Below are 25,813 nucleotides of genomic sequence, written 5' to 3'. Positions count from 1 at the left end.
GACAGTTGAGAGTGTGGAGAGCGCCTGCCCCAAGCCCGTCATTGCGAGGAGCCTGCGACAAAATTGCGAAGCAATTTTGCGCTGGCGATGAAGCAATCCAGTCCGTCACCGCGGAGGTAGTCTGGATTGCTTCGCTTCGCTCGCAATGACGGCGGCGAGACCGCCGCCTACCGCATCGGCGGTGCGTACTGCACGCCGCCGGCATTCCACAGCTGGTTCATGCCGCGCGGGATCTTCAGCTTCGACTTCTCGCCGATGTTGCGCTCGTACATCTCGCCGTAATTGCCGACGTGGCGGATGATGCGGACGGCCCAGTCCTTGGTGAGGCCGAGCTGTTCGCCGTAATTGCCCTCGGTGCCGACGAGGCGCATCACTTCCGGCTTCTTCGACTTCAGGGCCTCGTCGATGTTCTCCGAGGTGACGCCGAGCTCCTCGGCGTTGATCATCGCATACAGCGTCCACTTCACGATCATCATCCAGTCGTCGTCGCGCTGGCGCACGACGGGGGCGAGTGGCTCCTTGGAGATCATGTCCGGCAGGATCATTTGGTCGCCGGGTTTTGCGAGGTTCAGCCGCAGCGCATAGAGCTGGGAAACGTCGGCGCTCAGCGTGTCGCACTTGCCGGTGTCGTAGGCTTTCACGACGTCGTCGAGCTTGTCGAACTTCACCTCGTCATACTTCATGTTGTTGGCACGGAAGTAATCGGCGACGTTGAGTGCCGTCGTAGTGCCGGACTGGACGCAGACCTTGCTGCCGGTCAGGTCCAGCGAGGTCTCCTTGTTGCGCGAACGCGGCAGCATGAAACCTGCGCCGTCATAATAGGCGACCGCCGGGAAATAGAGATCGTAGTCGAGCTCGCGCGCCATGCTCCAGGTCGAGTTGCGCGAGAGGATGTCGACCTTGCGGCTCTGCAATTCCTTGAAGCGCTCGCTGGCGTCGAGTGCGACGAACTTCGCCTTGGCCGGATCGTTGAAGATCGCCGCGGCCACCGCGCGGCAGAAATCGACGTCGAATCCGGTCCAGTTGCCCTTGTCGTCGGGGATCGAGAAGCCGGGCAGGCCCTTGTTGACGCCGCACAGCACCTCGCCGCGGCGCACGGTGCGCTTCAGCGTGCGGGTGTCGTAGAATTCATAGACGATGGCCAGAACGGCGACCAGCACGGCGACCGCGAGCCCGATCAGCAGGCCGCCTCGAAAAGTGCGCATCATGTTGCTCTCTCGAAAAATCGGGAAATGGAATATTCGCGAAGGCGAGGAAGATTAGAGTTCGGGCTTCTGCCGGATGACGACCTTGGTCCCGACCGGGACCCGATCGTAGAGATCGGCGACGTCATTGTTGACGAGACGGAAGCAGCCCGAGGACACCTTGGTGCCGATCGTGTCAGGACGGTTGGTGCCGTGGATGCGGTAGACGGTCGTGCCGAGATACATGGCGCGGGCTCCTAACGGATTGCCGGGGCCGCCGGCCATGAAGCGCGGCAGATAGGGCTGGCGCTGGATCATCTCCGGCGGCGGCGTCCAGTCCGGCCACTCCTTCTTGTTGGTGATGTTCACCAGCCCCTGCCACTGAAAACCGTCGCGGCCGACGCCGATGCCGTAGCGGATCGCGCGCCCGCCGGGCTGCACCAGGTAAAGGTGACGTTCGGCAGTCGAGATGATGATGGTGCCGGGCGCCTCGGTGGTGCGGAAGTAGACCACCTGCTTCTGCCATTCCGGATCGAGCTGGTAGGCGTCGTCGGCGATCAGGCCCGGCTCGTCGCCGCGGTCAGGCTGCTGGGCGAAGGCTTGCGGCGTCGACAGGATCAGGCCGATCGCAGCCACGAGCATCCCGGTCAGGCGACGAAAATCCGTCATGTAAAGCTCTCCCCGCTGCCACAGCGCAAATCATTCAGCACCATCAAACCTGAGGGGCAAGTTCATGGCAAGTTGATGGCGCGCCGCCCTGATATGTCACGGCAATGCTTTGGTTTTTTGACGCGCCGGGCAATGCCACAAACAGGGGATGGCGCGAAAAGCAGTGATCGTGGCGCCCTGGCTCGGTGCGCTCCCTCCCACGCTTGCGGGGAGGGCTGGGGAGAGGGTGTCGCCGCGGTGGGATTCCCCAAGAGGAGAGAGCCCTCACCCGCCGCGCGCGGGACGATGCTGCGCATCGCCCGGGACGCGTCGGCCTCTCCCGCAAGCGGGAGAGGCGGAGCAAACTCGCGGTGAGATCAACTTCGACAATTGGCGCTAGACGCCAATCAGATCCGGTTGCTCTCCGCCGCGATCCCGAGCCGCCGGACGATTTCTGCGCCTACGGCGCGGGCCTCGAGCCGCGATCCGATGCGGGGGCTGCGAAAGCGCCGTCCGGAGTGCAGCCGGATCACCACGATGCAATGCTCGTCCTCGGACCGGCCGCGGCGCTCGACCGTGATCGTCTTCACGTCGTGCCCCGCGATATGGTCGGCGCGCGGCGTGCCGTCGCCCCACAGGCGTTCGATGCGAATGTCCCCTTGCCGGATGATCCAGAAGGCGCCGGTCACGAGGTTGGCATATCTGTGCACGGCGAACGCGGCGATCGCGCCAACCGGCAGCAGCATGATGTCGATCGGGCCGGGCGGCAGGCCGCGCCAGAGCTTGTAGGCGTAGGGAACGGCGCACAGTGCGACGGCGATCAATGCAACGATGCGGATGTCGCGCGTGGGAAACGGCTCGAGAGGTTCGCCGAGATGCATCTCGGGATTGCTGGCATCGAGCGGATTGCGAGGTGCCTCGACGTTGGGAACGCCGAATTGCGCGGCGATCCGGGCGACGGTGTCGCGCACATGCGTGACGTCGGAGATCGGCGGGGACGTCAAGCGTTCCCCGGAGGCCAGCGTGAAGGCCAGCTGGAAACGGGCTTTCGCCCGCTTGCTGCCGGGAACCTGCAATTCCCTGACGTCGTCCTTGGCGACGACCCGCGTGCGGAGCTTTCCGAAGGGACGCTGTTGCCCGATCAGGATCTCGTTCGGGGTGATGATCCACACCACCGCCGGCGCCAGCATGATGCCGCAGACGAATGCCGCGCCCAGGAGGAGAGCGGCCACCGAGATGATCTCTTCCAGTGTGTCGTGCGTGAACAGGCCGGGCGTGAAGCACAGCGCAACCGCGGCCGCAGAGCCGGCCATGATCAGCCGCTGCGCGATCGAGGAGCCTTCACGAAGGCGGATGTCGTTGCTGGTGGTCGCGTCGTCCATCACGGGCGGCTGATTTCGTCGATGCGAAACTCCACGGACGGGTCCGTGGAGTCAAGCAACAAGGACGACAGATAAATCCGGCCGCGCGATGTCGGCGCGGCATCAGCTGTTCACGTTCAGGAGCCGCGCCACCGTACCGTCGATCTGGTCGTAGCTGCCTTCACCTTCGTGCTGGAACACGATCTTGCCGGTCTGGTCGATGATATACTGCGCCGGCCAATATCGATTGCGGTAGGCGTTCCAGGTTTTGGAAGCATTGTCCTGCGCCACCGGATAGGTGATGCCGTGGCGTTTCAGTGCAGCCTGCAAATTGGAGGCGGAACGCTCGAACGGGAATTCCGGCGTGTGCACGCCGACCACGACGAGACCTTTGTCCTTGTACTTGGCGTAGAGGTCGGTGACGTGCGGCAGTGTATTGACGCAGTTGACGCAGCCATAGGTCCAGAAGTCGACCAGCACGACCTTGCCGCGCAGGTCGGCCATGCTCAGCGGTTTCGAGTTGAACCAGTTGTTGATGCCGGTGAAGTCGGGCGCGGTCTGCTGGCTCGCGGCGGCGGTGACGATGGCGGCGGCGCGCGCGGCCTCGTCGCAGATGCCGGGGATGACGGCGCCTGATCCGGCCATGCCGATCAGGGCGGCGGCCACGGTGAGCAATTTGAAAGTCATGGACGAGTCCTCCGGTCGAGATGCGCGATGATCACAGGCCGATCTGGCCGGTGGGATAGAAGCCGGTGAGCCACGCCACGAACAGCGTGTCGTATTGGAAATAGGCGGCGACCGCGAAGGCGATCACAACGATTCCAAAACCCTGCTGCAGCCGCGGCGAGATGCGGGCGAGGCTGCGCACCCGCGTGGTCGCGGCCTGGCCGCCATAGGCGATCGCGAGCATCGGGATCGCCGCGCCGATGGCGTAGGCGACCAGCAGCGTGCCGGCCCAGGCCAAGTTCTTCGAGGTCGCAACCAGCGTCAGGATCGAGCCGAGCACGGGGCCGGCGCAGGGCGTCCAGACCAGGCCGAGCGTGGTGCCGAGCACGAGCCCGCCCAGCGCGCCCTCGCGCTGGGTGGCGCTGGAATTGCCGAGGTCGAGCCAGCCATTGAGCCGGATCGACAGCCATTCGAACGGCGCCGGCCACAGCATCAACAGGCCGAAGCCGAGCAGCAGGATCGACGCCGCCTCGCGCAGCACGTTCGGATCGAAATCGAACAGCCGCGTGATCGCACCGAGCAGCAGCGCGGTCGCCGAGAACGACATGACGAAGCCGAGCGCGATCATCGCCGGCCGCAAGTGCCCCGCGCGCCCGATCGAGGCGCCGAGCAGAATCGGCAGCATCGGCAGCGTGCACGGCGCGGCGATGGTGAGGATGCCGGCAAGGACGGCGAAGAGAAGTTCGAGCATCGGGCACTCGTGGAGGAAGTCACGAGGGCTGTTCGGGATGGATGCGTGGATCGTTACGCGCCGTCACGCGCTCGTGACGAAGCCGCTGTCTTTGTAGGGCAATTGCGTCGGCGACAACGGGGGGAGGGTTGGGGAGAGGGTGTCTCCGCAACGGGACACTCCCCAAGATGGAAAAACCCTCACCCGCCGCACGCGGGACGATGCTTCGCATCGCCCGGGGCGCGGTCGGCCTCTCCCGCACGCGGGAGAGGCGGGAGCCTGCCGCCGCACCTTCCGGCAAACACAAAACGACCCGGAGGGGGGCATCCCGTCCGGGTCGTTGGAGGTCCTTGGGAGGTTTAACCAAAACCGTATGTGAGCTTTATAGGAGGGAAGTTTTTCCGCCTGATGTTGTGCTTTGTTTCAATTGTTTCGTCGGCGGTAACACTTCCGTGTCCGGGGACAGAGCCAAAGGCGCGGCCCTATCCCATTGAATCCGTTGAGTTTAGGCGGCGAAGCGATCGACGCCGGCGCCCTTAAGCAAATCGGCCAGTTGCTTGCGGGCGTAAAACATCCGCGTTTTCACCGTGCTCTGGGGGATGCCGATGATCTGGCCGACCTCCTCCACCGACTTCTCATGGTAATAGACGAGGTTGATGATCTCGCGATGCGCAGGCGACAGCTTCTGCACGCAGGCGCGCAGGATGGCGCTGGTGTCGCTGCGGTCGAGCGAGGTCTCCGGCGTGTCGGAATCGTCGGGGATCTGACGCACATCCTCCTGGTCGATGTCCTCGAAACGGCGCTGGCGCATCGCTGTCAGCGCCTTGAAGCGGGCGATCGAGAGCAGCCAGGTCGAGACCTGCGAGCGGCCCTGGAATTGGCCGGCGGTCCGCCACACGTCCAAAAACACTTGGCTGACGAGGTCTTCCGCCGTGGTGGCATCGCGCACGATGCGCAGGATGAAACGGTAAACCCGCACATTGTGCCTGCAATAGAGGATATGCATGGCCGTCCGGTTGCCGCCGGCAATGCTTTCGAGAAGCATGTCGTCCGAAGTCGCCTGAACGGCAATGATGCTTTGGCTGGCCTGGGCGTTGATGGCAATGACGTTCGGCATGAAACTAGCTCCCCGTAGCGCCGCGACCGAGCGGCGTTTCCTTGAGGGAAAGTGTTAATCAGCCAACGTTTCGGGACGTCTGCACGAAAAGCGGAAAATGGTTTCGTGCGCTGCCAAATTGTTTCGTCGAAAGGGGTGTGACGAAACATTCGGAGCAAAAAAGCGTGGAATTTCAATGTACGGGAAATACGGGGGTGGGGATTGGCGGAGTGAGGAACGAATTTGGGGGTGTTGCGTTCGCTGCCGCCTCAAGCGTCGTCCTGGCGAAAGCCAGGACCCATAGCCACAGGATTGGGTTTGGCGAAGACTCGTGGTTATCAGCCCACGCGCCCAGAGCCTGTTGGGGTAATGGGTCCCGGCCTTCGCCGGGACGACCCCGCGGGGGATGCCGCCCTACGCCTTCTCGCCGGCCGGCGAGAACAGATAGCCGCCGCCGCGGATGGTGCGGATCACGGCGGGCTTGGCGGGATCGGGCTCGATCTTGCGGCGGATGCGCATGATGCGGAGGTCGACGGCGCGGTCGAAGGCTTCGGCGTCGCGCGCATTGGCGAGCTCCAGCAGGCGCTCGCGCGACAGCACGCGCTTCGGATTGGCGGCGAACACCTTGAGCAGACCGAACTCGGACGCGGTCAGCGGATGCTCGTTGCCCTCGTCGTCGCGCAAGGCCTGCGCTTCGAGATCGAGCCATTTGGTGCCGAAGCGCACCAATTGATCCTTGTCGGATTTCGCAGCGCCGGCGTCCGGCGCAGCAGCCTTGGCCGGCCCGCTCCGCCGCAGCACAGAGCGGATGCGCGCCATCAGCTCGCGCAGCTCGCAGGGCTTTGCCACGTAATCATCGGCGCCGAGCTCGAGCCCGACGACGCGGTCGATCGGGCTCGCGGTCGCCGTCAGCATGATCACGGGCACGTTGATGCGGCTCTTGAGGTCGCGGATGATCGAGAGCCCATCTTCCTCGGGCATGTTGAGATCGAGCACGACGAGGTCGGGCATGCGGCCCTGGATCGCGGCGCGCAAGGACTTGCCGCCGTCGCACAGCGTCACGGTGAAGCCGTGCATCTTGAGATAATCGCCGACCATCTCCCGGGCCGGGGCCTCGTCGTCGACGATCATGATGTGCTGGCTTTGGGTCATGGTCTTGAGATCACGGCATTTCAGTCGCGGGAAGCGTGATGGTGAAGGTCGAGCCCGTGCCGGGCCCGTCGCTGTCGGCCGTCACCTCGCCGCCATGCATGTCGATAATACGCTTCACGATGGATAACCCAAGCCCTGTCGAGCTCTCGCCGGCGGTCGGCTTTGCCGACAGCCGCTGGAACCGGCCGAACAGGCGGCCGAGATCCTCCGGCGACAGGCCGGCCCCCTCGTCGCTGACGCGGACGATGGTTTCGCTGCCCTCATGGGTCACGGCCACGGCGATCTTGCCGCCGATCGGCGAGTATTTGATGGCGTTGCTGATGAGATTGTCGATCGCCTCGCGGATGCGGTCGGTGTCGCACATGGTGACGATGTTGGGCGGCGCGGCGACGCTGATCGTTTGCTGCTTGTTGACGGCGAGCGGCTGGTTGGCCTCGGCGACCTCCTTGACTAGGCCCGCGACGTCGACCGGCTCGCGGCGGATGGTGATGTCGAAGGCATCGGCCATCGCGTCCGAGATCAAATGATCGACCATCGTGGTCAGCCGCTTGGTGGCGTCGCGGATGTGATCGACCTGGGCGACCACGCCGCTTTGCGAGGCGCCAGTCGAGATCAGCTCCTTCAGCATCTCGGTGCGGCCGAGGATGACGCCGAGCGGATTCTTCAGATCGTGCGCGACGGTGCCCAAAATCTCGTTCTTGAAGCCGTTGGCGCGCTGCAGCCGCAGCCATTGCGCGGACAGGCGGCGGTTGGCCTGCATCAGCGCGCGGGTGCGCTGGGCGACACGGTCCTCCAGCTGCGTGTTGGCGTCCTGGAGCTGCTGGTAGAGGATCACGTTGTCGAAGGCAATCGAGAGCCGGCTGGAGAAGATCTCGACCAGCGAGCGGTCGGTCTCCGACAGCTCGCGCTCGGCCTGCAGCAGCACCACCACCTCGCGGCCGCTTCCGGTGCGCAAATAGATCACGCTGCGGTGGTCGGCGAATTCGTTCTTGCGGCGCTGGAACGCGGCCTCCACCATCTCGCGCAATTCGGGGTCGAGTGCCTTCGACGAGGTGGTGCCGATGAAGCGGCTGTAGCAGCCGCTGCCGGCGAGCACCGAGAGCTCGGGGTCGACGCCGCCATTGTCGCGCAGGACCAGGATGCCGGCGCAGTCGACGTTGAGCAGCGAGGCGAGCTGGGTCAGCACGCCCTCGGCGAGCCGCTGCATCGACTTGAAGTCGTACAGCGTCGAGGCCGCGTCGATGATGATCTCGAGCCCGCGCCGCGTCTGCACCATGCGCTCGAGCTGCTGATAGGAGCGCAGCGCGGCGGTCAGCGAGGTGAACAGCTTGTCGGCGGTGAGCTCGGTCTTGGCCTTGTAGTCGTTGATGTCGTACTGCACGATCACGCGCCGCTCCGGCGCCTGGCCGGGCTGGCCGGTGCGCAGGATGATGCGGACGGTCTCGTTCTTGATCTCGTTGCGGATGAATTCGACGAGCTCGAGGCCGGCGACGTCGGTCTCCATGATGACGTCGAGCAGCACGGCGGCGATGTCGCCGTGCTCGGCCATCAGCTTGCGACCTTCCGCCGCCGAATAGGCCGACAGGATCTCCAGGCTCTGGCCGTTGAGGCTGTAGTCGGACAGCGCGAAGCGGGTGCCGTCATGCACGGCCGGATCGTCGTCGATGACGGCGATCTTCCATTTTCGGGCGTTGGCATCCTCCGACGCGGTACCGGTGTCGTCGATCAGGTGGAGGACATCGTCCTGTTCGGCCATTGAGAAGTCCCGTCACTTTCTGTGCTTTGTGCGCCCTTGGCGATGCGGGGCATGATAATGCGAAAAGTAGTGCCTTGTCCCAGCTTGGATTCCAGCATCATGCGGCCGCCGAGCTGCTGGGTGACGAGGTTATAGACGATATGCAGGCCAAGTCCCGTGCCACCTTCATTGCGCCGGGTGGTAAAGAAAGGGTCAAAGGCCTGGCGCTGCACGTCCGGGGTCATACCGGCCCCGTCATCGGCGAAGCTGATCTCGATGTCGTCGGCCCCGCGCGGCCGCGCCGAGATCGCGATCGTGCCGGCGCGGCCGTCGGCGAAGGCGTGGTTGGCGGCGTTGAGGAAGAGATTGGTCAGGATCTGGCCGTAGGAGCCGGGATAGCCGTCGAGCAGCAGCCCCTCGGGCACGTCGACCTGAAGCGTGATCGGCGAGCGCTTCAGCACCGGGCGCAGGCTGGCGATGATCTGGTCGGTGGCTTCGCTTAAGCTGAACTGCCGCCGTTCGGCATGGGAGCGGTCGACCGCGACCTGCTTGAACGACTGGATCAGCTCGCCGGCGCGCTGCAGGTTGGCCACGAGCTGCTGCGAGGCGTCGCGCGAGGACTGCACGAACTCCTCGAGCTGCGAGCGGCGCAAGCCCCCGTCGCCCTTGAGCTGGGCCTCGAAGATCTCGCTACGTCTGGCAAAGCTCGACGCGACGGTCAGGCTGATGCCGATCGGGTTATTGACCTCGTGGGCGACGCCGGCAACGAGGCCGCCGAGCGCGGCGAGCCGCTCGGCGTCGATCGAGATTCTGCTGCGCGGTGTTGAGCTCGAGCAGCGCGCTCTCGGCCTTCTCCTTCGACGCGCGCAGCTCGTCCTCGGTCTGGCGCTTGGCGATCGCGTTCTCGCGGAACACTTCCACGGCGCGCGCCATGGCGCCGACCTCGTCGCGTGCCTTGGTGCCCTGCACCTCGCGGTCGAGGTCGCCGAGCGTGATCGCGCGCATCGCCGCCATCAGCTGCTGGAGCGGCAGGCGGATCGATAGTGCGATCATCACGCCGGCGGTGAGGATGACGCCGAGGAAGATCACCGCGATCGACAGCACGCGGCGGGAAATGTCGGCCAGCGTGCGATCAAAAGTCGCCTGCGCCTTCTGCTCGCGCCGGCGCATCTTGGTCGAGAGGTCGTCGATGGCGCCGATCGCTTCGGCCTGACTGGCGTCGATGGTGTTGCGCAACAGATCGGTGCGGCTCGCCAGCTGCTCGGAGAGTTTTGCAAAGCCTTCGCGCAAGGATGCGGTGCGGTCCGCGAGCCGCCGCAAGGCCATGCGCTGAAGGTCGTTGTCGGCGAGGTCGATCATGACCGGGATGGTCTTCTCGATCGTCTCGGTGTTGCGCCGCGCGTCGTCGGCCGCGCCCGGTGACAGCGACAGATAGTAGGAATTGGCCGCGACCAGCATCGCGGTGAAGGCTTCGCGGGATTTTCCCAGCGAAGGCCAGATCAGCGCGTCGCGATGGCCGGTGGCGCCTTCGATGATGGAATAGAGGCCCGCCATGTCCTTGGCCGGGCCCTGCACCTGCTCCTCATAGGTCTTGGCGATGGTGGCCTGCACGCTGCGCAGCTCGCCAAAGCCGTTGAGGAAGCGGTCGGTGGTGCGCTCGAGCTCCTCGACCGAGCCCGACAACATCGGATCCTTGGTGGCGCGGTTGGCCAGCGTCCCCAGCACTGCCTCACGCAGCAGCAGGATCTCGGCGAACAGGTCCGGGCTCGGCTGGTTGATATAGCGGTGGATCAGGTTTTGCAGCCGCCCGGTCTCGCTTTCGAGCAGTGCCAGGATCCGGTCGGACTCGCGCACCTGGCGCACGTCGTCCCAGGCCGAGCCCAGCACCTGCGCGCCGTTCCAGATCATCGCGACCAGCACCACCACGACGGCGGAGTTCAGCGCCGCGATCGAGAGGATGCGCCAGCGGATCGGCACCGCCCGCAGCGCGCCGACCAGACGCGCGCGCAGGCGCCCGATCGGGCCGGGCGGCCTGTCTGTGGTCTCGCTGTGTCCAAGCCCGGCCAAGAGGCTCTACTCCACCTTGCGAATGCGTTCGATCAGCGCGGCCGCGGCCGGATCGCGCCCGGCCTTGGCATAGATTGGAGCCATCGCCTCCTCGAATGGCTTGCGGTCGATGTCGTTGATGATGGTGACGCCGGCGTCCTGGGCCTTGCGCTGCGACTGCTCCTCGAGGTCGCGCCATTTCTCGCGCATGAACCGGCTGGAGCGCTGCGCGGCCTCCTTGAAGATCGTCTGCTCCTCCGCCGAGAGGCTTTTCCAGGCCTTCAGCGAGATCACCAGCACTTCCGGGCTCATCGTGTGCTCGGTGAGTGCGTAGTGGCCGGCAAGTTTGTAATGGTCTGTCGTCACGAAGGATGGCCAGTTGTTTTCGGCGCCGTCGATCAGGTGGTTGGCAAGCCCGGTGAGCACCTGCCCGTAAGGCAGCTCGACCGGTTCGGCGCCGAGCGCACGCATCATCTGGCTCATCAACTCCGACTGCTGTACCCGGATCCGCAATCCCCTGAGATCCGCGACGCTCCTCACGGGCCGGACGCTGTTGTAGATCGACCGCGCGCCGGAATCGTAGAAGGCGAGCCCGACGAAGCCATAGGGCTCGAAGCTGTTCAAGATCTCGCTGCCGATCGGCCCGTCCAGCACCTTCTGCATGTGCTCGATGGACCGGAACAGGAACGGCATCGCCAGCACGTTCATCGCCGGGACGAAATTGCCGATCAGGGCGACGTTGGTCCGGTTGAGGTCGATGGCGCCGGCCCGGGTCTGCTCGATCGTCTCCTTCTCCTCACCGAGCTGGCGGGAGTGGAACACCTTGATCTCGTGCCGGCCGCCGGTGCGCTCGGCGATCAAGGCGCCCATGTAGCGCAGCGCCTGGACGGTCGGGTAATCCTCGGTCTGGGTGTCGGCGGCGCGAAATTCGCGTGCGACCGCGTCCGTCGTACAGACGGCAAGCAGAAGCGCGACGAAGATCACCCCGGTCCGCGAGAGTTCGGCACGGCTCAACACTGGCACACTCAACCCCTCAGTGGTGGAGTTTATGGCGGAAGGAAAAGGTTCAACGCAATCTAGCAAATGGTAAAGGGAAGGCCATCCCGCTCCGGGCGTTGGGCCGATTGTGCGGCGCGGCCGCCGCTCATTCCCGGTTGAAACTGCCAATGCCGCGCCTTAAGCAGGGCAGCCGACTTTTGTCGTGCGACACGGGAAGAGCCATCGTGATTTCAGCATTGCGCTTTTTGCAGGTCGTCGCCGTCCTTGCGGCTGTCACCATGGCCGCGCCAGTGCGTGCCGCCACCGACATTGCGCTATGGCACGCCATGTCCGGCGAGCTCGGCCGGCAGCTCGACAAGCTCGCCGCCGACTTCAACGCCTCGCAGTCCGACTACCGCATCGTGCCTGCTTACAAGGGCAATTACACCGAGACGGTGACGGCAGCGATCTTCGCCTTCCGCTCGCGCAGCCAGCCTGCCATCGTCCAGGTCAACGAGGTCGCCACCGCCACGATGACCGCGGCCAAGGGTGCGATCTATCCCGTGTTCAGCCTGATGCGGGACCAGGGCGAGCCGTTCTCGCTCGGCGATTACCTACCCGCCGTCTCCGGCTACTACACCGATGCGGCCGGCAACCTGTTGTCGTTCCCGTTCAATTCCTCGACGCCGATCCTGTACTACAACAAGACCATGTTCCGCGATGCCGGCCTCGATCCGGAGACGCCGCCGAAGACCTGGCCGGAATTGGGACTAGCGGCCAAGCGCCTGCGCGAACGCGGTGCGGTCTGCGGCTTCACCACCTCCTGGCCGTCCTGGATTCATGTCGAAAATTTCTCCGCCTTCCACAATCTACCGCTGGCGACGCGGGCGAACGGCTTTGCCGGGCTGGACGCGGAATTGACCATCAACAATCCGGTTCTCGTCAAACACATCGCTCAGCTCAGCGAGTGGCAAAAGACAAAACTGTTCGACTATAGCGGCCGCGGACAAGCGGCCGAGCCGCGTTTCCAGAAAGGCGAATGCGGCATCTTCATCGGCTCCTCGGCGACGCGGGCCGACATCAAGGCGAATTCGAAATTCGAGATCGGCTACGGCTTGATGCCGTACTGGCCCGACGTGAAGGGCGCGCCGCAGAATTCGATCATCGGCGGCGCCACGTTGTGGGTGCTGCGCGACCGGCCGCGCGAGGAGTACAAGGGCGTGGCGCGGTTCTTCGCCTATCTGTCGCAGCCGGGCGTGCAGGCCGCCTGGCACCAGAACACCGGCTATCTGCCTGTTACCCGCGCCGCCTTTGAGCTGACGCGGTCGCAGGGATTCTACGAGCGCAATCCTGGTTCGGCGATCTCCTTCGAGGAGATCACACTGCATCCGCCGACGGAGAACTCCAAGGGCGTCCGGCTCGGCTCCTTCGTGCTGATCCGCGGCGCGATCGAGGACGAGCTGGAGCAGGCCTTCGCCGGCCACAAAAGCGCGCAAGCAGCGCTGGATTCCGCCGTCGAGCGCGGCAACAAGCTGCTGCGCCAGTTCGAGCGCGCCAGTCCCGAGCGGTAGAATGTCGCGATTAGACATCGCTGCGACCGCGCGTGAGGTGCCTTCCCTCCCCCGCGTGCGGGGGAGGGTTGGGGAGAGGGTGCCTCCGCATCGGGACAATCACCTAGAGGAGAAAGCCCTCACCCGGCACTACGTGCTGACCTCTCCCGCAAGCGGGAGAGGTGCACCGCCTCTTTGGCTTGCACAGAGCCAACCAAAGTTGACCCTGCTTTCGATACGCGAATGCAGATGACCATCACGCCGTCGCAACAACTGCCTCACTTCGCCGACGCTAAAAGCTTTCGCGCCTGGCGCTCCGACCCGGCGCAATGGCTGGGAATCGCGCTCGATATCGCGCGCGGCCATGGTCTCGATGTCAGCGCGCCGCACGTGTTCGCGACCGGCACCAATCTCGTCGTGGGGCTCGGCGACAAGCTGATCCTGAAAATCTTCCCGCCGCTGCTGAGTACGCAATTCGTATCCGAGCGTGGCTCGCTGGCGCAACTGAAAGGCCATCTCGATCTACCGATTCCCGAGATCGTCGCCGAAGGGGGGCGCGACGGCTGGCCCTATCTGATCATCACGCGCCTTGGCGGCGCGCTCGGCGCGGAGGTGTGGCCGCGCCTGCCGGAAGACCAGAAGGAGCGCGTGCTGCGCCAGATCGGCGAGACCATCGCCGCCGTGCAGCGCGCGCCGCTCGGAGAGCTCGCGCACATCGAGCCGCGCTGGGACGACTTCATGCGCCAGCAGATGCAGGGGTGCCGTGCCAGGCACGAGCGTCTCGGCCTCGCGCCGAAATTCCTGGCCGGCCTCGATGATCTCCTGCGCGACGCCGCAAAGCTCATTCCGATGAACGCGCCGCCGGTGATCCTGATCGGCGAATACATTCCCGAGAATTTTCTGCTCGCCTGCGATGACGGCCAGTGGGCGCTCGCCGGGCTGTTCGATTTCGGCGACGTGCTGGCGGGATGGCGCGACTACGATCTGCTCGGCCCCAGCGCCTTCATGGCGGCGGGCCGGCCGGGCAGGGTGCGCAGCCTGCTCGAAGGCTTCGGCTATGCGAAGCCGGATTTCGAGTTGAAGCGCCGCCTGATGGCCCTGATGCTGCTGCACCGCGCCAGCGACCTCAACAGCCACATCTGCATCGAGGGCTGGCAGGACAGGGCGGCGGATCTGGTCGAGCTGCAGGACTTGATCTGGGCGAGCTGACAGCCCAGCCGTCATTGCGAGCGCAGCGAAGCAATCCAGACTGCCTCCGCGGAAAGACTTTGGATTGCTTCGCTACGCTCGCAATGACGAGTTTGATGCGCGAGCCCCGATCCTCTCGACCAAAGCCCCGACGCGAGACTCCAAGGGGAGGTGGCGACAAATCGGGCGTCCGACAAAATCTGCATATTTTGTAATCAAAATCGTGTCTTTGTATGCAATTCAAAGGCTTGATCAAAAGCCGGCGGCGGCCTGAATCGCGCTACTACCGTTATATATCAATGACTTGCGCGAAGTGTAAGCTTCCATTCACCCTTGGCACGAACCTTGCGAATCCGGTTCCAACCAAAAACTTTGTGTTGGAGCGATTTCATGAAGCGCCGCGATTTCCTCAAGTCCGTTTCCGGATTGGCCGCCGGCGCGGCGCTTCCGGTCTTGCCGCAGGTCGTCTCCTCGGCCAAGGCAGATGCGCGTTCGGAGACGCTGCTGATCGTCTCGGAGGGCGGCCCGAACAATCTCGACATCCACGGCGTCGGCACCAACGTGCCCGGCTATGAGGTGTCCTGGAATTGCTACGACCGCCTGATCAGCCACGAGATGAAGAGCGGTCCCGGTGGCGTGCCCTATTACGACCGCGACAAGTTCAAGGGCGAGCTCGCCGAGGACTTTAGGATCGACGACATGTCGGTCACCTTCAAGCTGAAGAAGAACGCCAAATTCCACGACGGTGCGCCGGTCACGGCGAAGGACGTGAAATGGTCGCTCGACCGCGCCGTCAGCGTCGGCGGCTTTCCGACCTTCCAGATGAGTGCGGGCTCGCTGACCAAGCCCGAGCAGTTCGTCGTGCTCGACGACCACACCGTGCGCGTCGATTTCCTGAAGAAGGACAGACTGACGATCCCTGATCTCGCGGTGATCGTGCCCTGCATCGTCAATTCCGAGCTGGTGAAGAAGAACGCCAGCGAGAAGGATCCATGGGGCCTCGAATTCACCAAGCAGCAGACCGCGGGCTCCGGCGCCTACAAGGTGACGAAGTGGACCGCCGGCACCGAAGTGGTGATGGAGCGCAACGAGGATTGGGTCGGCGGTCCCCTGCCCAAGATCAAGCGGGTGATCTGGCGCATGGTGCCGCAGGCCGGCAACCGCCGCGCGCTCTTGGAACGCGGCGATGCCGACATCTCCTATGAGCTGCCGTTCAGGGATTTCCAGGAGATGAAGGCGAACGGCAAGCTCAACGTGGTGTCGCTGCCGTTCTCCAACGGCATCCAGTATATCGGCATGAACGTGACCAAGCCGCCGTTCGACAATCCGAAGGTGCGGCAGGCCATCGCCTACGCGATGCCGTACCAGAAGATCATGGACGCCGTGCTGTTCGGCCTCGGCAATCCCATGTTCGGCGCTGCCAAAGACAAGCCGACCGAAGTCGCCTGGCCGCAGCCGCACAAATACAACACCGACATGGAGAAGGCGAAGGCGCTGCTCACTGAGGCCGGCTATGCCAACGGCTTCGAGACCACGATCTCGTTCGACCTCAATTTTGCCGGCGTCAACGAGCCGCTCTGCGTGCTGGTGCAGGAGAGCCTCGCGCAGCTCGGCATCAAGACCACCATCAACAAGGTACCCGGCGCCAACTGGCGCACCGAGCTCAACAAGAAGGAGATGCCGCTCTTCACCAACGTGTTCTCGGGCTGGCTCGATTACCCCGAATACTTCTTCTACTGGTGCTATCACGGCAACAATTCCGTCTTCAACACCATGAGCTACAAGTCGGCGGAGATGGACAAGCTGATCGACGGCGCGCGCACCGCCGCCGCGACCGGCGACAAGGCGGCGTACGATGCCGACGTCAAAAGCTTCGTCGATCTCGCCTACGCCGACATCCCGCGCATCCCGCTGTACCAGCCCTTCGTCAACGTCGCGATGCAGAAGAACATCAGCGGCTACCAATATTGGTTCCACCGCCGCCTCGATTATCGCGCGATGGCGAAGGGGTGAGTCATGATTGGCGCGAGCGACATGTCCACGTCTTTCGATACCGCCTGCTCAAGTGAGATGGGCACTACTCTCTCATTCCCTCTCCCCTTGTGGGAGAGGGGCAGGGTGAGGGGTAGCCGCGAACTCCGACCTCGCTTGTGGCGACCCCTCACCCCAACCCTCTCCCACAAGGGGAGAGGGGGCGCAGCGGTGTGCGCGGCGAGAGCGTCCCTTTGTTCACTCAAAAGGAGCGCGCCATGCTCACCATGATCGGCAAGCGCCTGATGTTCGCGATTCCCTCGCTGATAGGCGTCGTCATCGTGACCTTCCTGTTGACGCGCGCGCTGCCAGGTGATCCCGCGGCGTACTTCGCCGGTCCCGCCGCGACCAAGGAAGCCGTCGAGCAGATCCGGAAAAAACTCGGCCTCGACCGGCCGCTGATCGAGCAGTTCTTCCGCTATACCAACGACCTCGCCCATGGCGATTTCGGCAACTCGCTGACCACGGGCCAGCCGGTCGCGACCGAAATCCGCAATCGCCTGCCGGCCTCCGCCGAGCTGACGCTGCTCGGCCTCTTGGTCTCGGTCGTGATCGCCATCCCGCTCGGCGTGCTGGCGGCGACGCGGCCGGGATCATGGATCGATCATCTCTGCCGCGTCACGACCACGGCCGGCGTGTCGCTGCCGGTGTTCTTCACCGGCCTCGTGCTGGTCTATGTCTTCTATTTCCGGCTCGGCTGGTCGCCGGCACCGCTCGGCCGGCTCGACGTGTTCTACAGCGCGCCGCCGACGGTGACAGGTTTCTATCTGATCGACACCCTGCTCGCGCGGGACGTCGAGGCGTTCCGCTCGGCGCTGAGCCAGCTGATCCTGCCGGCGACCACGCTTGCGATCTTCTCGCTGGCGCCGATCGCGCGCATGACGCGCGCCTCGATGCTGGCGGTGCTCGCCTCCGAGTTCGTCCGCACCGCGCGCGCCAGCGGCCTGTCGCCGTCGACCGTCATCGTCACCTACGCCTTCCGCAATGCCATGCTGCCCGTCATCACCACGCTCAGCATGGTGTTCTCGTTCCTTCTGGGCGCCAACGTGCTGGTGGAGAAAGTGTTCGCCTGGCCCGGCATCGGTTCCTATGCGGTGGAAGCGCTGATCTCGTCCGACTTCGCGCCGGTGCAGGGCTTCGTGCTGACCATGGCTGTCATGTACGTGCTGCTCAACCTGATCATCGACATTCTCTACGGCGTGATCGATCCGCGCGTCAGGCTGGAGGGCTAACCCGATGAGCACGGTCGCGCCCACAATTGAGCCCGTCGATCCCGCGCGCACCTCGGGGCTATCGGCAATCCTCGAACAGACGCGCTATGTCCTCAGCGAAAACAAGGTCACGGGCTTTGCCTTTGCGCTGCTGATCCTGATCCTGGCCGCCGCGGTCTTCGGTCCCTATGTGGTGCCCTACGATCCACTGGCCTCCGACACCGCGGCGACGTTGCAGCCGCCGTCCGCGGCGCACTGGTTCGGCACCGATCAGTTGGGCCGCGACATTTTCAGCCGCGTCATCGTCGCGAGCCGGCTCGACACCTTCATCGCGATTGCCTCCGTCGCGCTGGTGTTCCTGATGGGCGGCCTCGCCGGCATCGCGGCCGGCTATTTCGGCGGCTGGACCGACCGCATCGTCGGCCGCATCGCCGATACCATCATGGCCTTCCCGCTGTTCGTGCTGGCGATGGGCATCGTCGCCGCGCTCGGCAACACCGTGCAGAACATCATCCTCGCCACCGCCATCGTGAACTTCCCGCTCTATGCCCGCGTCGCGCGCGCCGAGGCCAATGTCCGCCGCAACGCCGGCTTCGTGCAGGCCGCGCGCCTGTCCGGCAACGGCGAATTCCGCATCCTCTTGGTGCACATCCTGCCCAACATCATGCCGATCATGATCGTGCAGATGTCGCTGACCATGGGCTACGCCATCCTCAATGCTGCCGGTCTGTCCTTCATCGGTCTCGGCGTACGCCCGCCGACCGCCGAATGGGGCATCATGGTCGCCGAAGGCGCGGGCTTCATGGTCTCAGGCGAATGGTGGATCGCGCTATTCCCCGGCCTCGCGCTGATGATCGCCGTGTTCTGCTTCAACCTTCTCGGCGACGGCCTGCGCGACATCGTCGATCCCCAGCGGAGGACGTGATGGCTAGCGTAGGTCCAAGTTTGCCGCAGAAATTCTCCAATGATTTCAATCCCGTTCTACTGTGCATGGGGTTGTTTTTGCCATTTTTGTTTGGGAGGCCCTCATGACCGCCCAGCCCCTGCTCGACGTCCAGGACCTCACCGTCGAATTCACCACCCGCCGCGGCATCGTGAAGGCGGTGCAGCACGTCAATATCGCCGTCGCAAAGGGTGAGACGCTGGCGATCGTCGGCGAGTCCGGCTCCGGCAAATCGGTGACCTCCTATGCGGTGATGCGCATCCTCGACCGCGCGGGGCGGATCGCCGAGGGCTCGGTGATGTTCTCCGGCATCGACGTCAAGGCCGCGACCGAGGACCAGATGCGCGATCTGCGCGGGCGCGAAGTCTCGATGATCTTCCAGAACCCGCGCGCCGCGCTCAATCCGATCCGCAAGGTCGGCGACCAGATCGAGGACGTCTTGCGCACCCATGTGCAGCAGGCTCAGGTCGCCGATCACGGCGAGAAGGCGATCGAGGCGCTGGAGCAGGTCAAGATCGCCCGCCCGCGCGAGCGCTACCACGCCTATCCGTTCGAGCTGTCAGGCGGCATGTGCCAGCGCGTCGTCATCGCGCTGGCACTGGCCTGCAACCCGCAGCTGCTGATCGCGGACGAGCCGACGACCGGATTGGACGTCACCACGCAGAAGGCGGTGATGGATCTGATCGTCGAGCTTACAAAACGCCGCGCGATGTCGACCATCCTGATCACGCACGATCTCGGCCTCGCCGCAGCCTATTGCGATCGCGTCGTGGTGATGGAGAAGGGTCGCGTGGTCGAGACCGCGAAAGCTGCCGACATCTTCGCAAGCCCCCAGCACCCCTACACCAAGAAGCTGATGCGCGCGACGCCGCGGCTCGGTGTGTCCTTGCGCGATCTCTTGCCGGAAGAAGAGGGCGTGTCCTTCGCCTCTCCCCGCGTGCGGGGAGAGGCCGACGCACGAAGTGCGGCGGGTGAGGGGGACTCTCCCAGCACCGCGGTCGTGGAAGCAGCCCCTCACCCCAACGCTCTCAGCGCGAGCGAAGCTCGTCGCGACCCCGTGAAGAACGGGGAGAGGGAGCACACCAGTGCAAGCGGGGAGAAGATGCCTCTCCTCCGCATCGAAAAGCTCGTGAAAGAGTATCCCCGCCAGGGCGCGACCGCCGTGCTCGGAAAACTGTTCGGTCGCAAGCCGCCGGTGGAGCCGGACGTGTTCCGCGCCGTCGACGGCATCAGCTTCTCGATTGGCGTTGGCGAGAGCGTCGGCCTCGTCGGCGAGTCCGGCTGCGGCAAATCGACGACGTCGATGATGGTGATGCGCCTGCTGGACCAGACCTCTGGCCTGATCCAGTTCGACGGCGAGGACATCGGCAGCATCGCGCCTGCCAGCTTCGCCCGGCTGCCGCAGCGCAGCCGGATCCAGATGGTGTTCCAAGACCCGACCGACAGCCTCAACCCGCGCTTCACCGCCGCGCGCGCCATCGTCGATCCCATTCTGCAGCTCGGCGACATCAGGGGCCGCGACGCGCTCCGCGCCCGCTGCGAGGAGCTGGCGACCATGGCCGGCCTGCCGCACAACCTGCTCGACCGCTTCCCGCACCAACTGTCCGGCGGCCAGAAAGCCCGAATCGGCATCGCCCGTGCCATCGCGCTGCATCCCAAGCTCGTCATCCTCGACGAGCCGACGGCAGCGCTGGACGTCTCGGTGCAGGCCGTCGTGCTGAACCTGCTTCAGGACCTCAAGGCGCGGCTAGGTATGAGCTATCTGTTCGTCTCGCATGATTTGAATGTGGTGCGCTTGTTGTGCGATCGTGTCATTGTGATGCGGACGGGTCGGATCGTCGAAGAGGGCTCTTCCGAGCAGGTCTTGAGCGATCCGCAGGACGACTACACCAAAGAGCTGCTGACGGCGATCCCGCATCCGCCGTTGCAGATACACTAAGAGTGCACTGATTGTTCGAGAGAGCGATGGCCGAACCGCTGGACGACTATATCGACGCCGTATCGAAAGCGCTGGCACTGCCGGTCGAGGGGGCCTGGAGGCCCGCGGTGCGCGCCAACCTCGAAGTCTCGCTGCGGCTTGGCCGCCTCGTCGACGAATTCGCGCTGCCGGACGAGACCGAGCCGGCGCCGATTTTCACGGCCTGACATCGCCATGACCACCAAGCCAGAGATGACGGCCTCCGAGATCGCGACCGCGGTTGCAGGCGGCAGCATGTCGGCGCTCGCTGCGACGGATGCAGCTCTCGCGCGCATCAAGCAGCACGACACCATCCTCAATTCGTTCACCGACGTCACCGCCGACCGCGCCCGTGCCAAGGCGCGCGCGATCGATGCCGATATCGCCGCGGGCAAGAAAGTCGGCCCGCTCGCCGGCGTGCCCTTCGCGGTGAAGAACCTGTTCGATGTCGCGGGCGTCGTCACGCGCGCCGGCTCGAAGATCAACCGCGACCTTACGCCCGCCAAACGCGACGCGACGCTGATCGAGCGGATGGAAGCGGCCGGCGCCGTGCTGGTCGGCGCGCTCAACATGGGCGAATACGCCTATGACTTCACCGGCGAGAACATCCATGACGGTCCATCGCGCAACCCACATGACACTACGCGGATGACCGGCGGCTCGTCGGGCGGTTCCGGTAGCGCCGTCGGCGGCGCGCTGGTGCCGATCGCGCTCGGCTCCGACACCAACGGCTCGATCCGCGTGCCGTCCTCGTTCTGCGGCATCTTTGGCCTGAAGCCGACCTATGGCCGGCTGTCGCGCGCGCGCTCGTTCCCGTTTGTCGCGAGCCTCGATCACCTCGGCCCTCTCGCACGCTCGGTCGCCGACCTCGCACTCGCCTACGACGTCATGCAGGGACCGGATGCCGACGATGGCGCCTGCACCACGCGTGGCGTCGAACAGGTGGCGCCGCTGCTCGGCGAGTCCATCTCAGGCCTGCGCATCGCGATCGCAGGCGGGCACTTTCAGAAGAACGTGTTTCCCGAAGCTGTCGAAGCCGTCAGCCGCATTGCCAAGGCGCTCGGCGCGACTGAGGTCGTCGATGTCCCCGAAGCCTCGCGCGCCCGTGCGGCGGCCTATGTCATCACCACCACCGAGGGCGCTTCGCTGCATCTCGACCGCCTGCGCAAGCGCCCGAATGACTTCGATCCGGCCGTGCGCGACCGCTTGATCGCCGGCGCCATGGTGCCGGCGCCGCTGGTCGACCGCGCGCAAAAATTCCGTCGCTGGTATCGCACTCAGCTCGCCGAGATCTTCAAGTCTGTCGACGTGCTGCTTGCGCCGGCAACGCCGTGCACCGCGCCGAAGCTTGGCCAGGTGAATTTCACGCTCGACGGCGTCGAGCTGCCGGTGCGCGCCAATATCGGCATCCACACCCAGCCGATCTCCTTCATCGGCCTGCCGGTCGTCGCCGTGCCGGTGCCGCTCGAGCCGTTGCCGATCGGCGTGCAGATCATCGCCGCGCCCTGGCGCGAGGACATCGCGCTCCGCGTCGCGCACGCATTGGAGAAGATGGGCGTGGCATCGGCGCTGTCGCCAAGGGGACTTTAAGAGGAATTTGAGATGGAGATCGATCTCCCCGACGTGATCGCGGAAGTCAAAGCCGCATTCGAGCGCTATGAGCAGGCCCTCGTCAGCAACGACGTCGTCGTGCTCGGCGAGCTCTTCCGCAACGATCCCCGCACGCTGCGCTACGGCATCGGCGAGAACCTCTATGGCTATGAGGCGATCTCGGGCTTCCGCGCCGGCCGCTCGCCGGTCGGTCTGAACCGGCGGACTGCGAAGACCGTAATTACGAGCTATGGCCGCGACACGGCCGTGGCCTCCACCTTGTTCTATCGCGACACGGCTCCCGGCAAGGTCGGCCGGCAGATGCAGACGTGGATTCGTTTCCCCGAGGGCTGGCGCGTCGTCGCCGCTCATGTCAGCATCATCGACGAGCCGAAAGAGACCGTATGACGCTTGACGACTTTCCGCAGGGCACGCTGCCGGCCGAGCCGGTGGTGCCGCGCGTCGACCGTCCTTCGCCGTCGGTGCACAAGGTCACGCGCGCCGAGGAACTGCGACTTCAGCTCGCCGATGAGATCGTGCGCGGAACACTGGCTCCCGGTGCACCGCTGGACGAAACCGACATTGCGCGGCGGTTCAGCGTCTCGCGCACGCCGGTGCGCGAGGCGTTGCGCCAGCTGGTGGCGAGCGGCCTCGTCGAAGCGCGCGCCCATCGTGGCGCGGTGGTGGCGCAGCCCTCGATCGAGCGTCTCAAGAGCATGTTCGAGGCGATGGCCGAGCTCGAGGCGCTGTGCGCCGGCCTTGCCGCCGAGCGCATGTCCGCCGCCGAGCGACATGGATTGGAAGCGATCCACGAAGAGCTGCGGGTGCTGAGCTATGCCGGCAATCCCGAGCGTTTCCACGAGGTCAACGAGCGCTTCCACAACGCGATCTATGCGGGATCGCAGAACGGCTACATCGCCGAGATCACGCTCGCCACGCGCGTGCGTGTGCAGCCGTTCCGCCGCGCCCAGTTCCGCAATCTCGGTCGCCTCGCCAAATCGCAAGCCGAGCATGACCGCGTCGTCGTCGCCATCATGCGCGGCGACAAGCAGGGGGCAGCGGCAGCCATGCGCGCGCACATCGAATTGGTGCGCGGCGAGTATGAGATCTACGCGGTGTCGGTGTAGGGCGGCGCGCGCGGTGCCGTAGGGTGGGCAAAGGCGCAAAGCGCCGTGCCCACCGTCTTTCCTATTTGATGGTGATGGTGGGCACGCTTCGCTTTGCCCACCCTACGGCACCTAAGCCGTCGCGGCTTCCTTCATATACTTCCGCCAGCCACCATACGCCGTGATATCGCGCGCCTCGCCCAGCACCTCAGGCTCGACGAGAAAGCCCTTCACGCTGCGGCCATCGGCGAGCCGGATCGTGCCGATCGCCATCGGCGCGGGAATCGCATTGACGAACTTGCCGAAGGCGGACGACGACAGCGACCAGATCTCCAGCTCGATCGCGGCGCCCTTGCCGGCTTCGACGCGGAGCAGGCCCGGCTTCGGCGGTGTGGTCTTGAGCGCGTAGAGCTTGTAGTCGGGCGCTGTCTTGGTCGCCTCGATCAGGCGCCCGCTCAGGGTCTTCAATTCGCCGTTCAGCGCCATGCCGGAGAGATGCGCCCCGACCACTGCGATCGGAATCTCGTCGCCGCTGCTTGCGGGAAGCGGCGCGAGCGGTGCTTGCGCCACGCGCTGTGCGCCGAGACTCAGCTTCGTATCCGCATGGAACACACGGCCGATGCTCGCGAGCAGCGCGTCGCATCCTGCGGGGGCGAGCAGCGTGATGCCGAATGGAATGCCGTCCGCGCGCATCGAAGCCGGCACGGCAAGACCGCAGAGATCGAGCAGGTTCACGAAGTTGGTGTAGGTGCCGAGCCGGCTGTTGAGCTCGATCGGATTGGCCAGCACCTGCGCGGTCGTATAAGCGGTCGGCGCCGTCGGCAGCACCAGCGCGTGGACATGCGCAAAAGTGCGCTCGGCGACCTTGCGCAGGCCCTGCAGGCGGTAGAGCGCGGAGAAGGTCTCCGCCGCGTTCAGCCGCGCGCCGGCCGCCGTGATCTCGCGCGTCACCGGATGGATTGCATCGGGTGCGGACGCGAGCAGATCCTTGATCACGAGGTAGCGCTCGGCGACCCATGGTCCTTCATAGAGCAGCCGCGCGGTCTCGTAGAATGGCTCGAGGTCGAACTCAGTCAGTGTCGCGCCAAGGGCGGTCCAGCGCTTCAGCGCATCGCTGTAAGCGGCTTCCACTTTCTTGTCGCCGAAGAAGATCAGCTGTCCGTTGCGCGGCACACCCAGGCGCAAATTCGCCGGGAACGGCGTGATCGGCCCCAGCGGCCGGTCGCGCGAGAACGGATCGGCCTGGTCCGGCCCCGCGATTACGGAGAGCGCCAGCGCTGCGTCGTCGACCGTCAAGGCGAATATCGAGATGCAGTCGAGCGTGCGGCAGGCGGGCACCAGGCCCGCGGTCGAGATCATGCCGAGGCTCGGCTTCAGCCCGACGATGTTGTTGAGCATCGCCGGCACGCGGCCGCTGCCGGCGGTGTCGGTGCCGAGCGACAGCGGCACCAGCCCCGCGCCGACGGCGACCGCCGATCCCGAGCTCGAGCCGCCGGGAACGAGATCCTCGCGGATCGCATTCCTGGGAATGCCGTAGGGCGAGCGCACGCCGACGAGGCCGGTCGCGAACTGGTCGAGATTGGTCTTGCCGATGATGATGGCGCCGGCGGCGCGCAGGCGCTCGACCGCGGTGGAGTTGCGCGTCGGCGTGTAGGAGAAGGCCGAGCAGGCTGCGGTGGTCGGAAATCCCAGCGCGTTCGATATTGTCCTTCACCGCAACCGGCACGCCATAGAGCGGCAGGCTCGCGGCATCCTTCGTGGCAAGTCTCTCGGCTTCCGCGACTGCGTCCTTTTCGTCGCGCAGGCTGATGAACACGGCGGGATCGTTATGGTCGCGGATGCGCTGATAGGTCCGTGCGACCGTCTGCGCCGGCGTCAGGGTGCCCGCGCGATGCGCGGCCACAATCGCGGCGATCGTTTCAGGCTGCTCAGCCCCCATGGCGACAAAACTCCGGCAACTGGTTTACCCGGCTTGAAGCAAGCGATGTGCCATTGTGTACAGCGTCAGGGCAGGGCGGGTGCTCCGGATATTATCGTGAGATCAGTGGCTTGCGGAGAGCTGGAGGCCGAGCTCAAGCGCTCGGTTGCAGGCATCTGCTTAAATTGTGGGCAGCCGAGATCAGGTAAAGTCGGCGAGGATCCGGAGCAGGTGCTGCCTATTCTCCCTGCCGAGCTTCGCCTCGACATGCCGCTCGTGTTCGGCCGCGAGGCGCTTGAACTTGGCCAGCGCCGCCGCGCCCGGCGCGGTGAGGTGCAGCGCGTGCGAGCGCCGGTCCGTCTTCGACTTGATCCGCTTCACGTATCTGCGCCGTTCGAGGCTGTCGAGCAGATGCACCAGCCGGGCGCGCTCGATGCCGAGGCGCTTGGCCACCGCCATCTGCGACAGGCCCGGATTGGCGCCGATCACCGTCAGCACCGAATATTGCGTCGGCCTAATGTCGACCTCGCCGAGCGTCTTGATGAAGTCCTGGAAGATCCAGATCTGGAAGCGCCGCACCGCATAGCCGGCGTGGCCGACCAGTGCGTCGAGGCCGATCTCGTCGGCGTCGTTCCGCTGCGCAGCGCCGTTGCCGGCGCGTTTGCGTGGGGACGTCTGGGCCGCGCTGGTTGTCACATTGTGTCTCCCTCCGCCCGACCTTAG

The 25,813-nt window shown here is 65.0% G+C and carries 20 protein-coding genes and 2 pseudogenes; 10 read left to right on the top strand and 12 right to left on the bottom strand.

Features of this window, described 5'->3' with window-relative positions; all coding sequences use genetic code 11:
• Positions 1-167: 167 nt before the first annotated feature.
• The 10 genes and pseudogenes from ACSKB8_RS07205 to ACSKB8_RS07160 form a co-directional block, all read right to left on the bottom strand.
• Positions 168-1,205, bottom strand: a complete 1,038-nt coding sequence (locus ACSKB8_RS07205) for an amino acid ABC transporter substrate-binding protein (protein WP_128937084.1) — start codon at positions 1,203-1,205, stop codon at positions 168-170.
• 54 nt (positions 1,206-1,259) lie between these two features.
• Positions 1,260-1,853 carry a L,D-transpeptidase gene (locus ACSKB8_RS07200; RefSeq protein ID WP_370990390.1) on the bottom strand — a complete coding sequence of 198 codons (594 nt, stop codon included), beginning with the start codon at positions 1,851-1,853 and terminating at the stop codon, positions 1,260-1,262.
• Between the two features lie 386 nt (positions 1,854-2,239).
• Positions 2,240-3,214, bottom strand: a complete 975-nt coding sequence (locus ACSKB8_RS07195) for a hypothetical protein (RefSeq protein WP_438103435.1) — start codon at positions 3,212-3,214, stop codon at positions 2,240-2,242.
• Positions 3,215-3,316: 102 nt separating this feature from the next.
• Positions 3,317-3,880, bottom strand: coding sequence for a thioredoxin family protein (locus ACSKB8_RS07190; RefSeq protein ID WP_438103434.1), 564 nt, complete (start codon positions 3,878-3,880; stop codon positions 3,317-3,319).
• A 31-nt stretch (positions 3,881-3,911) separates the two neighbouring features.
• On the bottom strand, positions 3,912-4,610 hold the full coding sequence (locus tag ACSKB8_RS07185; RefSeq protein WP_438103433.1) for a cytochrome c biogenesis CcdA family protein: 699 nt from the start codon (positions 4,608-4,610) through the stop codon (positions 3,912-3,914).
• A gap of 484 nt (positions 4,611-5,094) precedes the next feature.
• Positions 5,095-5,706 (bottom strand): sigma-70 family RNA polymerase sigma factor, encoded by a 612-nt coding sequence (locus ACSKB8_RS07180; RefSeq protein WP_091887231.1) that lies wholly within the window; start codon positions 5,704-5,706, stop codon positions 5,095-5,097.
• 393 nt (positions 5,707-6,099) lie between these two features.
• Complete coding sequence (locus tag ACSKB8_RS07175) at positions 6,100-6,837, bottom strand: response regulator (protein WP_438103432.1); 738 nt, start codon at positions 6,835-6,837, stop codon at positions 6,100-6,102.
• Between the two features lie 10 nt (positions 6,838-6,847).
• Positions 6,848-8,593 (bottom strand): ATP-binding response regulator, encoded by a 1,746-nt coding sequence (locus ACSKB8_RS07170; RefSeq protein ID WP_128956082.1) that lies wholly within the window; start codon positions 8,591-8,593, stop codon positions 6,848-6,850.
• Positions 8,563-10,492: pseudogene (locus tag ACSKB8_RS07165) on the bottom strand (ATP-binding protein). The gene ACSKB8_RS07170 and the pseudogene ACSKB8_RS07165 overlap by 31 nt, the downstream one beginning before the upstream one ends.
• Positions 10,493-10,645: 153 nt before the next feature.
• On the bottom strand, positions 10,646-11,641 hold the full coding sequence (locus ACSKB8_RS07160) for a TRAP transporter substrate-binding protein (protein WP_438103431.1): 996 nt from the start codon (positions 11,639-11,641) through the stop codon (positions 10,646-10,648).
• A 143-nt stretch (positions 11,642-11,784) separates the two neighbouring features.
• On the opposite strand from ACSKB8_RS07160, the gene ugpB reads away from it, so the two are divergent.
• The 10 genes from ugpB (at position 11,785) to ACSKB8_RS07110 (ending at position 23,193) form a co-directional block, all read left to right on the top strand.
• Complete coding sequence (gene ugpB, locus ACSKB8_RS07155; protein ID WP_438103430.1) at positions 11,785-13,167, top strand: sn-glycerol-3-phosphate ABC transporter substrate-binding protein UgpB; 1,383 nt, start codon at positions 11,785-11,787, stop codon at positions 13,165-13,167.
• Positions 13,168-13,395: 228 nt separating this feature from the next.
• Positions 13,396-14,355 (top strand): aminoglycoside phosphotransferase family protein, encoded by a 960-nt coding sequence (locus tag ACSKB8_RS07150; protein ID WP_438103429.1) that lies wholly within the window; start codon positions 13,396-13,398, stop codon positions 14,353-14,355.
• 369 nt (positions 14,356-14,724) lie between these two features.
• The gene (locus ACSKB8_RS07145; protein WP_438103428.1) at positions 14,725-16,347 is read left to right on the top strand and encodes an ABC transporter substrate-binding protein; all 1,623 of its coding nucleotides are present in this window, start codon (positions 14,725-14,727) and stop codon (positions 16,345-16,347) included.
• Between the two features lie 236 nt (positions 16,348-16,583).
• Entirely contained in the window at positions 16,584-17,597 is a 1,014-nt protein-coding gene (locus ACSKB8_RS07140; RefSeq protein WP_438103427.1) for an ABC transporter permease, read from the top strand.
• 4 nt (positions 17,598-17,601) lie between these two features.
• Positions 17,602-18,501, top strand: coding sequence for an ABC transporter permease (locus ACSKB8_RS07135; RefSeq protein ID WP_438103426.1), 900 nt, complete (start codon positions 17,602-17,604; stop codon positions 18,499-18,501).
• A 103-nt stretch (positions 18,502-18,604) separates the two neighbouring features.
• Positions 18,605-20,458, top strand: a complete 1,854-nt coding sequence (locus ACSKB8_RS07130) for a dipeptide ABC transporter ATP-binding protein (protein WP_438103425.1) — start codon at positions 18,605-18,607, stop codon at positions 20,456-20,458.
• 26 nt (positions 20,459-20,484) lie between these two features.
• Complete coding sequence (locus ACSKB8_RS07125) at positions 20,485-20,664, top strand: DUF4089 domain-containing protein (protein WP_438103424.1); 180 nt, start codon at positions 20,485-20,487, stop codon at positions 20,662-20,664.
• 7 nt (positions 20,665-20,671) lie between these two features.
• The gene (locus ACSKB8_RS07120) at positions 20,672-22,066 is read left to right on the top strand and encodes an AtzE family amidohydrolase (RefSeq protein WP_438103423.1); all 1,395 of its coding nucleotides are present in this window, start codon (positions 20,672-20,674) and stop codon (positions 22,064-22,066) included.
• Between the two features lie 12 nt (positions 22,067-22,078).
• On the top strand, positions 22,079-22,474 hold the full coding sequence (gene hpxZ, locus ACSKB8_RS07115) for an oxalurate catabolism protein HpxZ (protein ID WP_438103422.1): 396 nt from the start codon (positions 22,079-22,081) through the stop codon (positions 22,472-22,474).
• The gene (locus ACSKB8_RS07110) at positions 22,471-23,193 is read left to right on the top strand and encodes a GntR family transcriptional regulator (RefSeq protein WP_438103421.1); all 723 of its coding nucleotides are present in this window, start codon (positions 22,471-22,473) and stop codon (positions 23,191-23,193) included. Before hpxZ ends, ACSKB8_RS07110 begins: the two co-directional genes overlap by 4 nt.
• Positions 23,194-23,304: 111 nt before the next feature.
• Here the strand turns inward: ACSKB8_RS07110 and atzF are convergent.
• A pseudogene (gene atzF / locus ACSKB8_RS07105) lies at positions 23,305-25,111 on the bottom strand (allophanate hydrolase).
• A gap of 180 nt (positions 25,112-25,291) precedes the next feature.
• Positions 25,292-25,786: a MarR family winged helix-turn-helix transcriptional regulator gene (locus ACSKB8_RS07100; protein ID WP_438103420.1), complete on the bottom strand. Its 495-nt coding sequence runs from the start codon at positions 25,784-25,786 to the stop codon at positions 25,292-25,294.
• Positions 25,787-25,813 lie beyond the last annotated feature (27 nt).

The organism is Bradyrhizobium sp. BR 1432, from assembly GCF_051547705.1.
GTDB lineage: Bacteria > Pseudomonadota > Alphaproteobacteria > Rhizobiales > Xanthobacteraceae > Bradyrhizobium > Bradyrhizobium zhanjiangense.
This window is presented reverse-complemented; position numbering and strand designations above follow the sequence as displayed.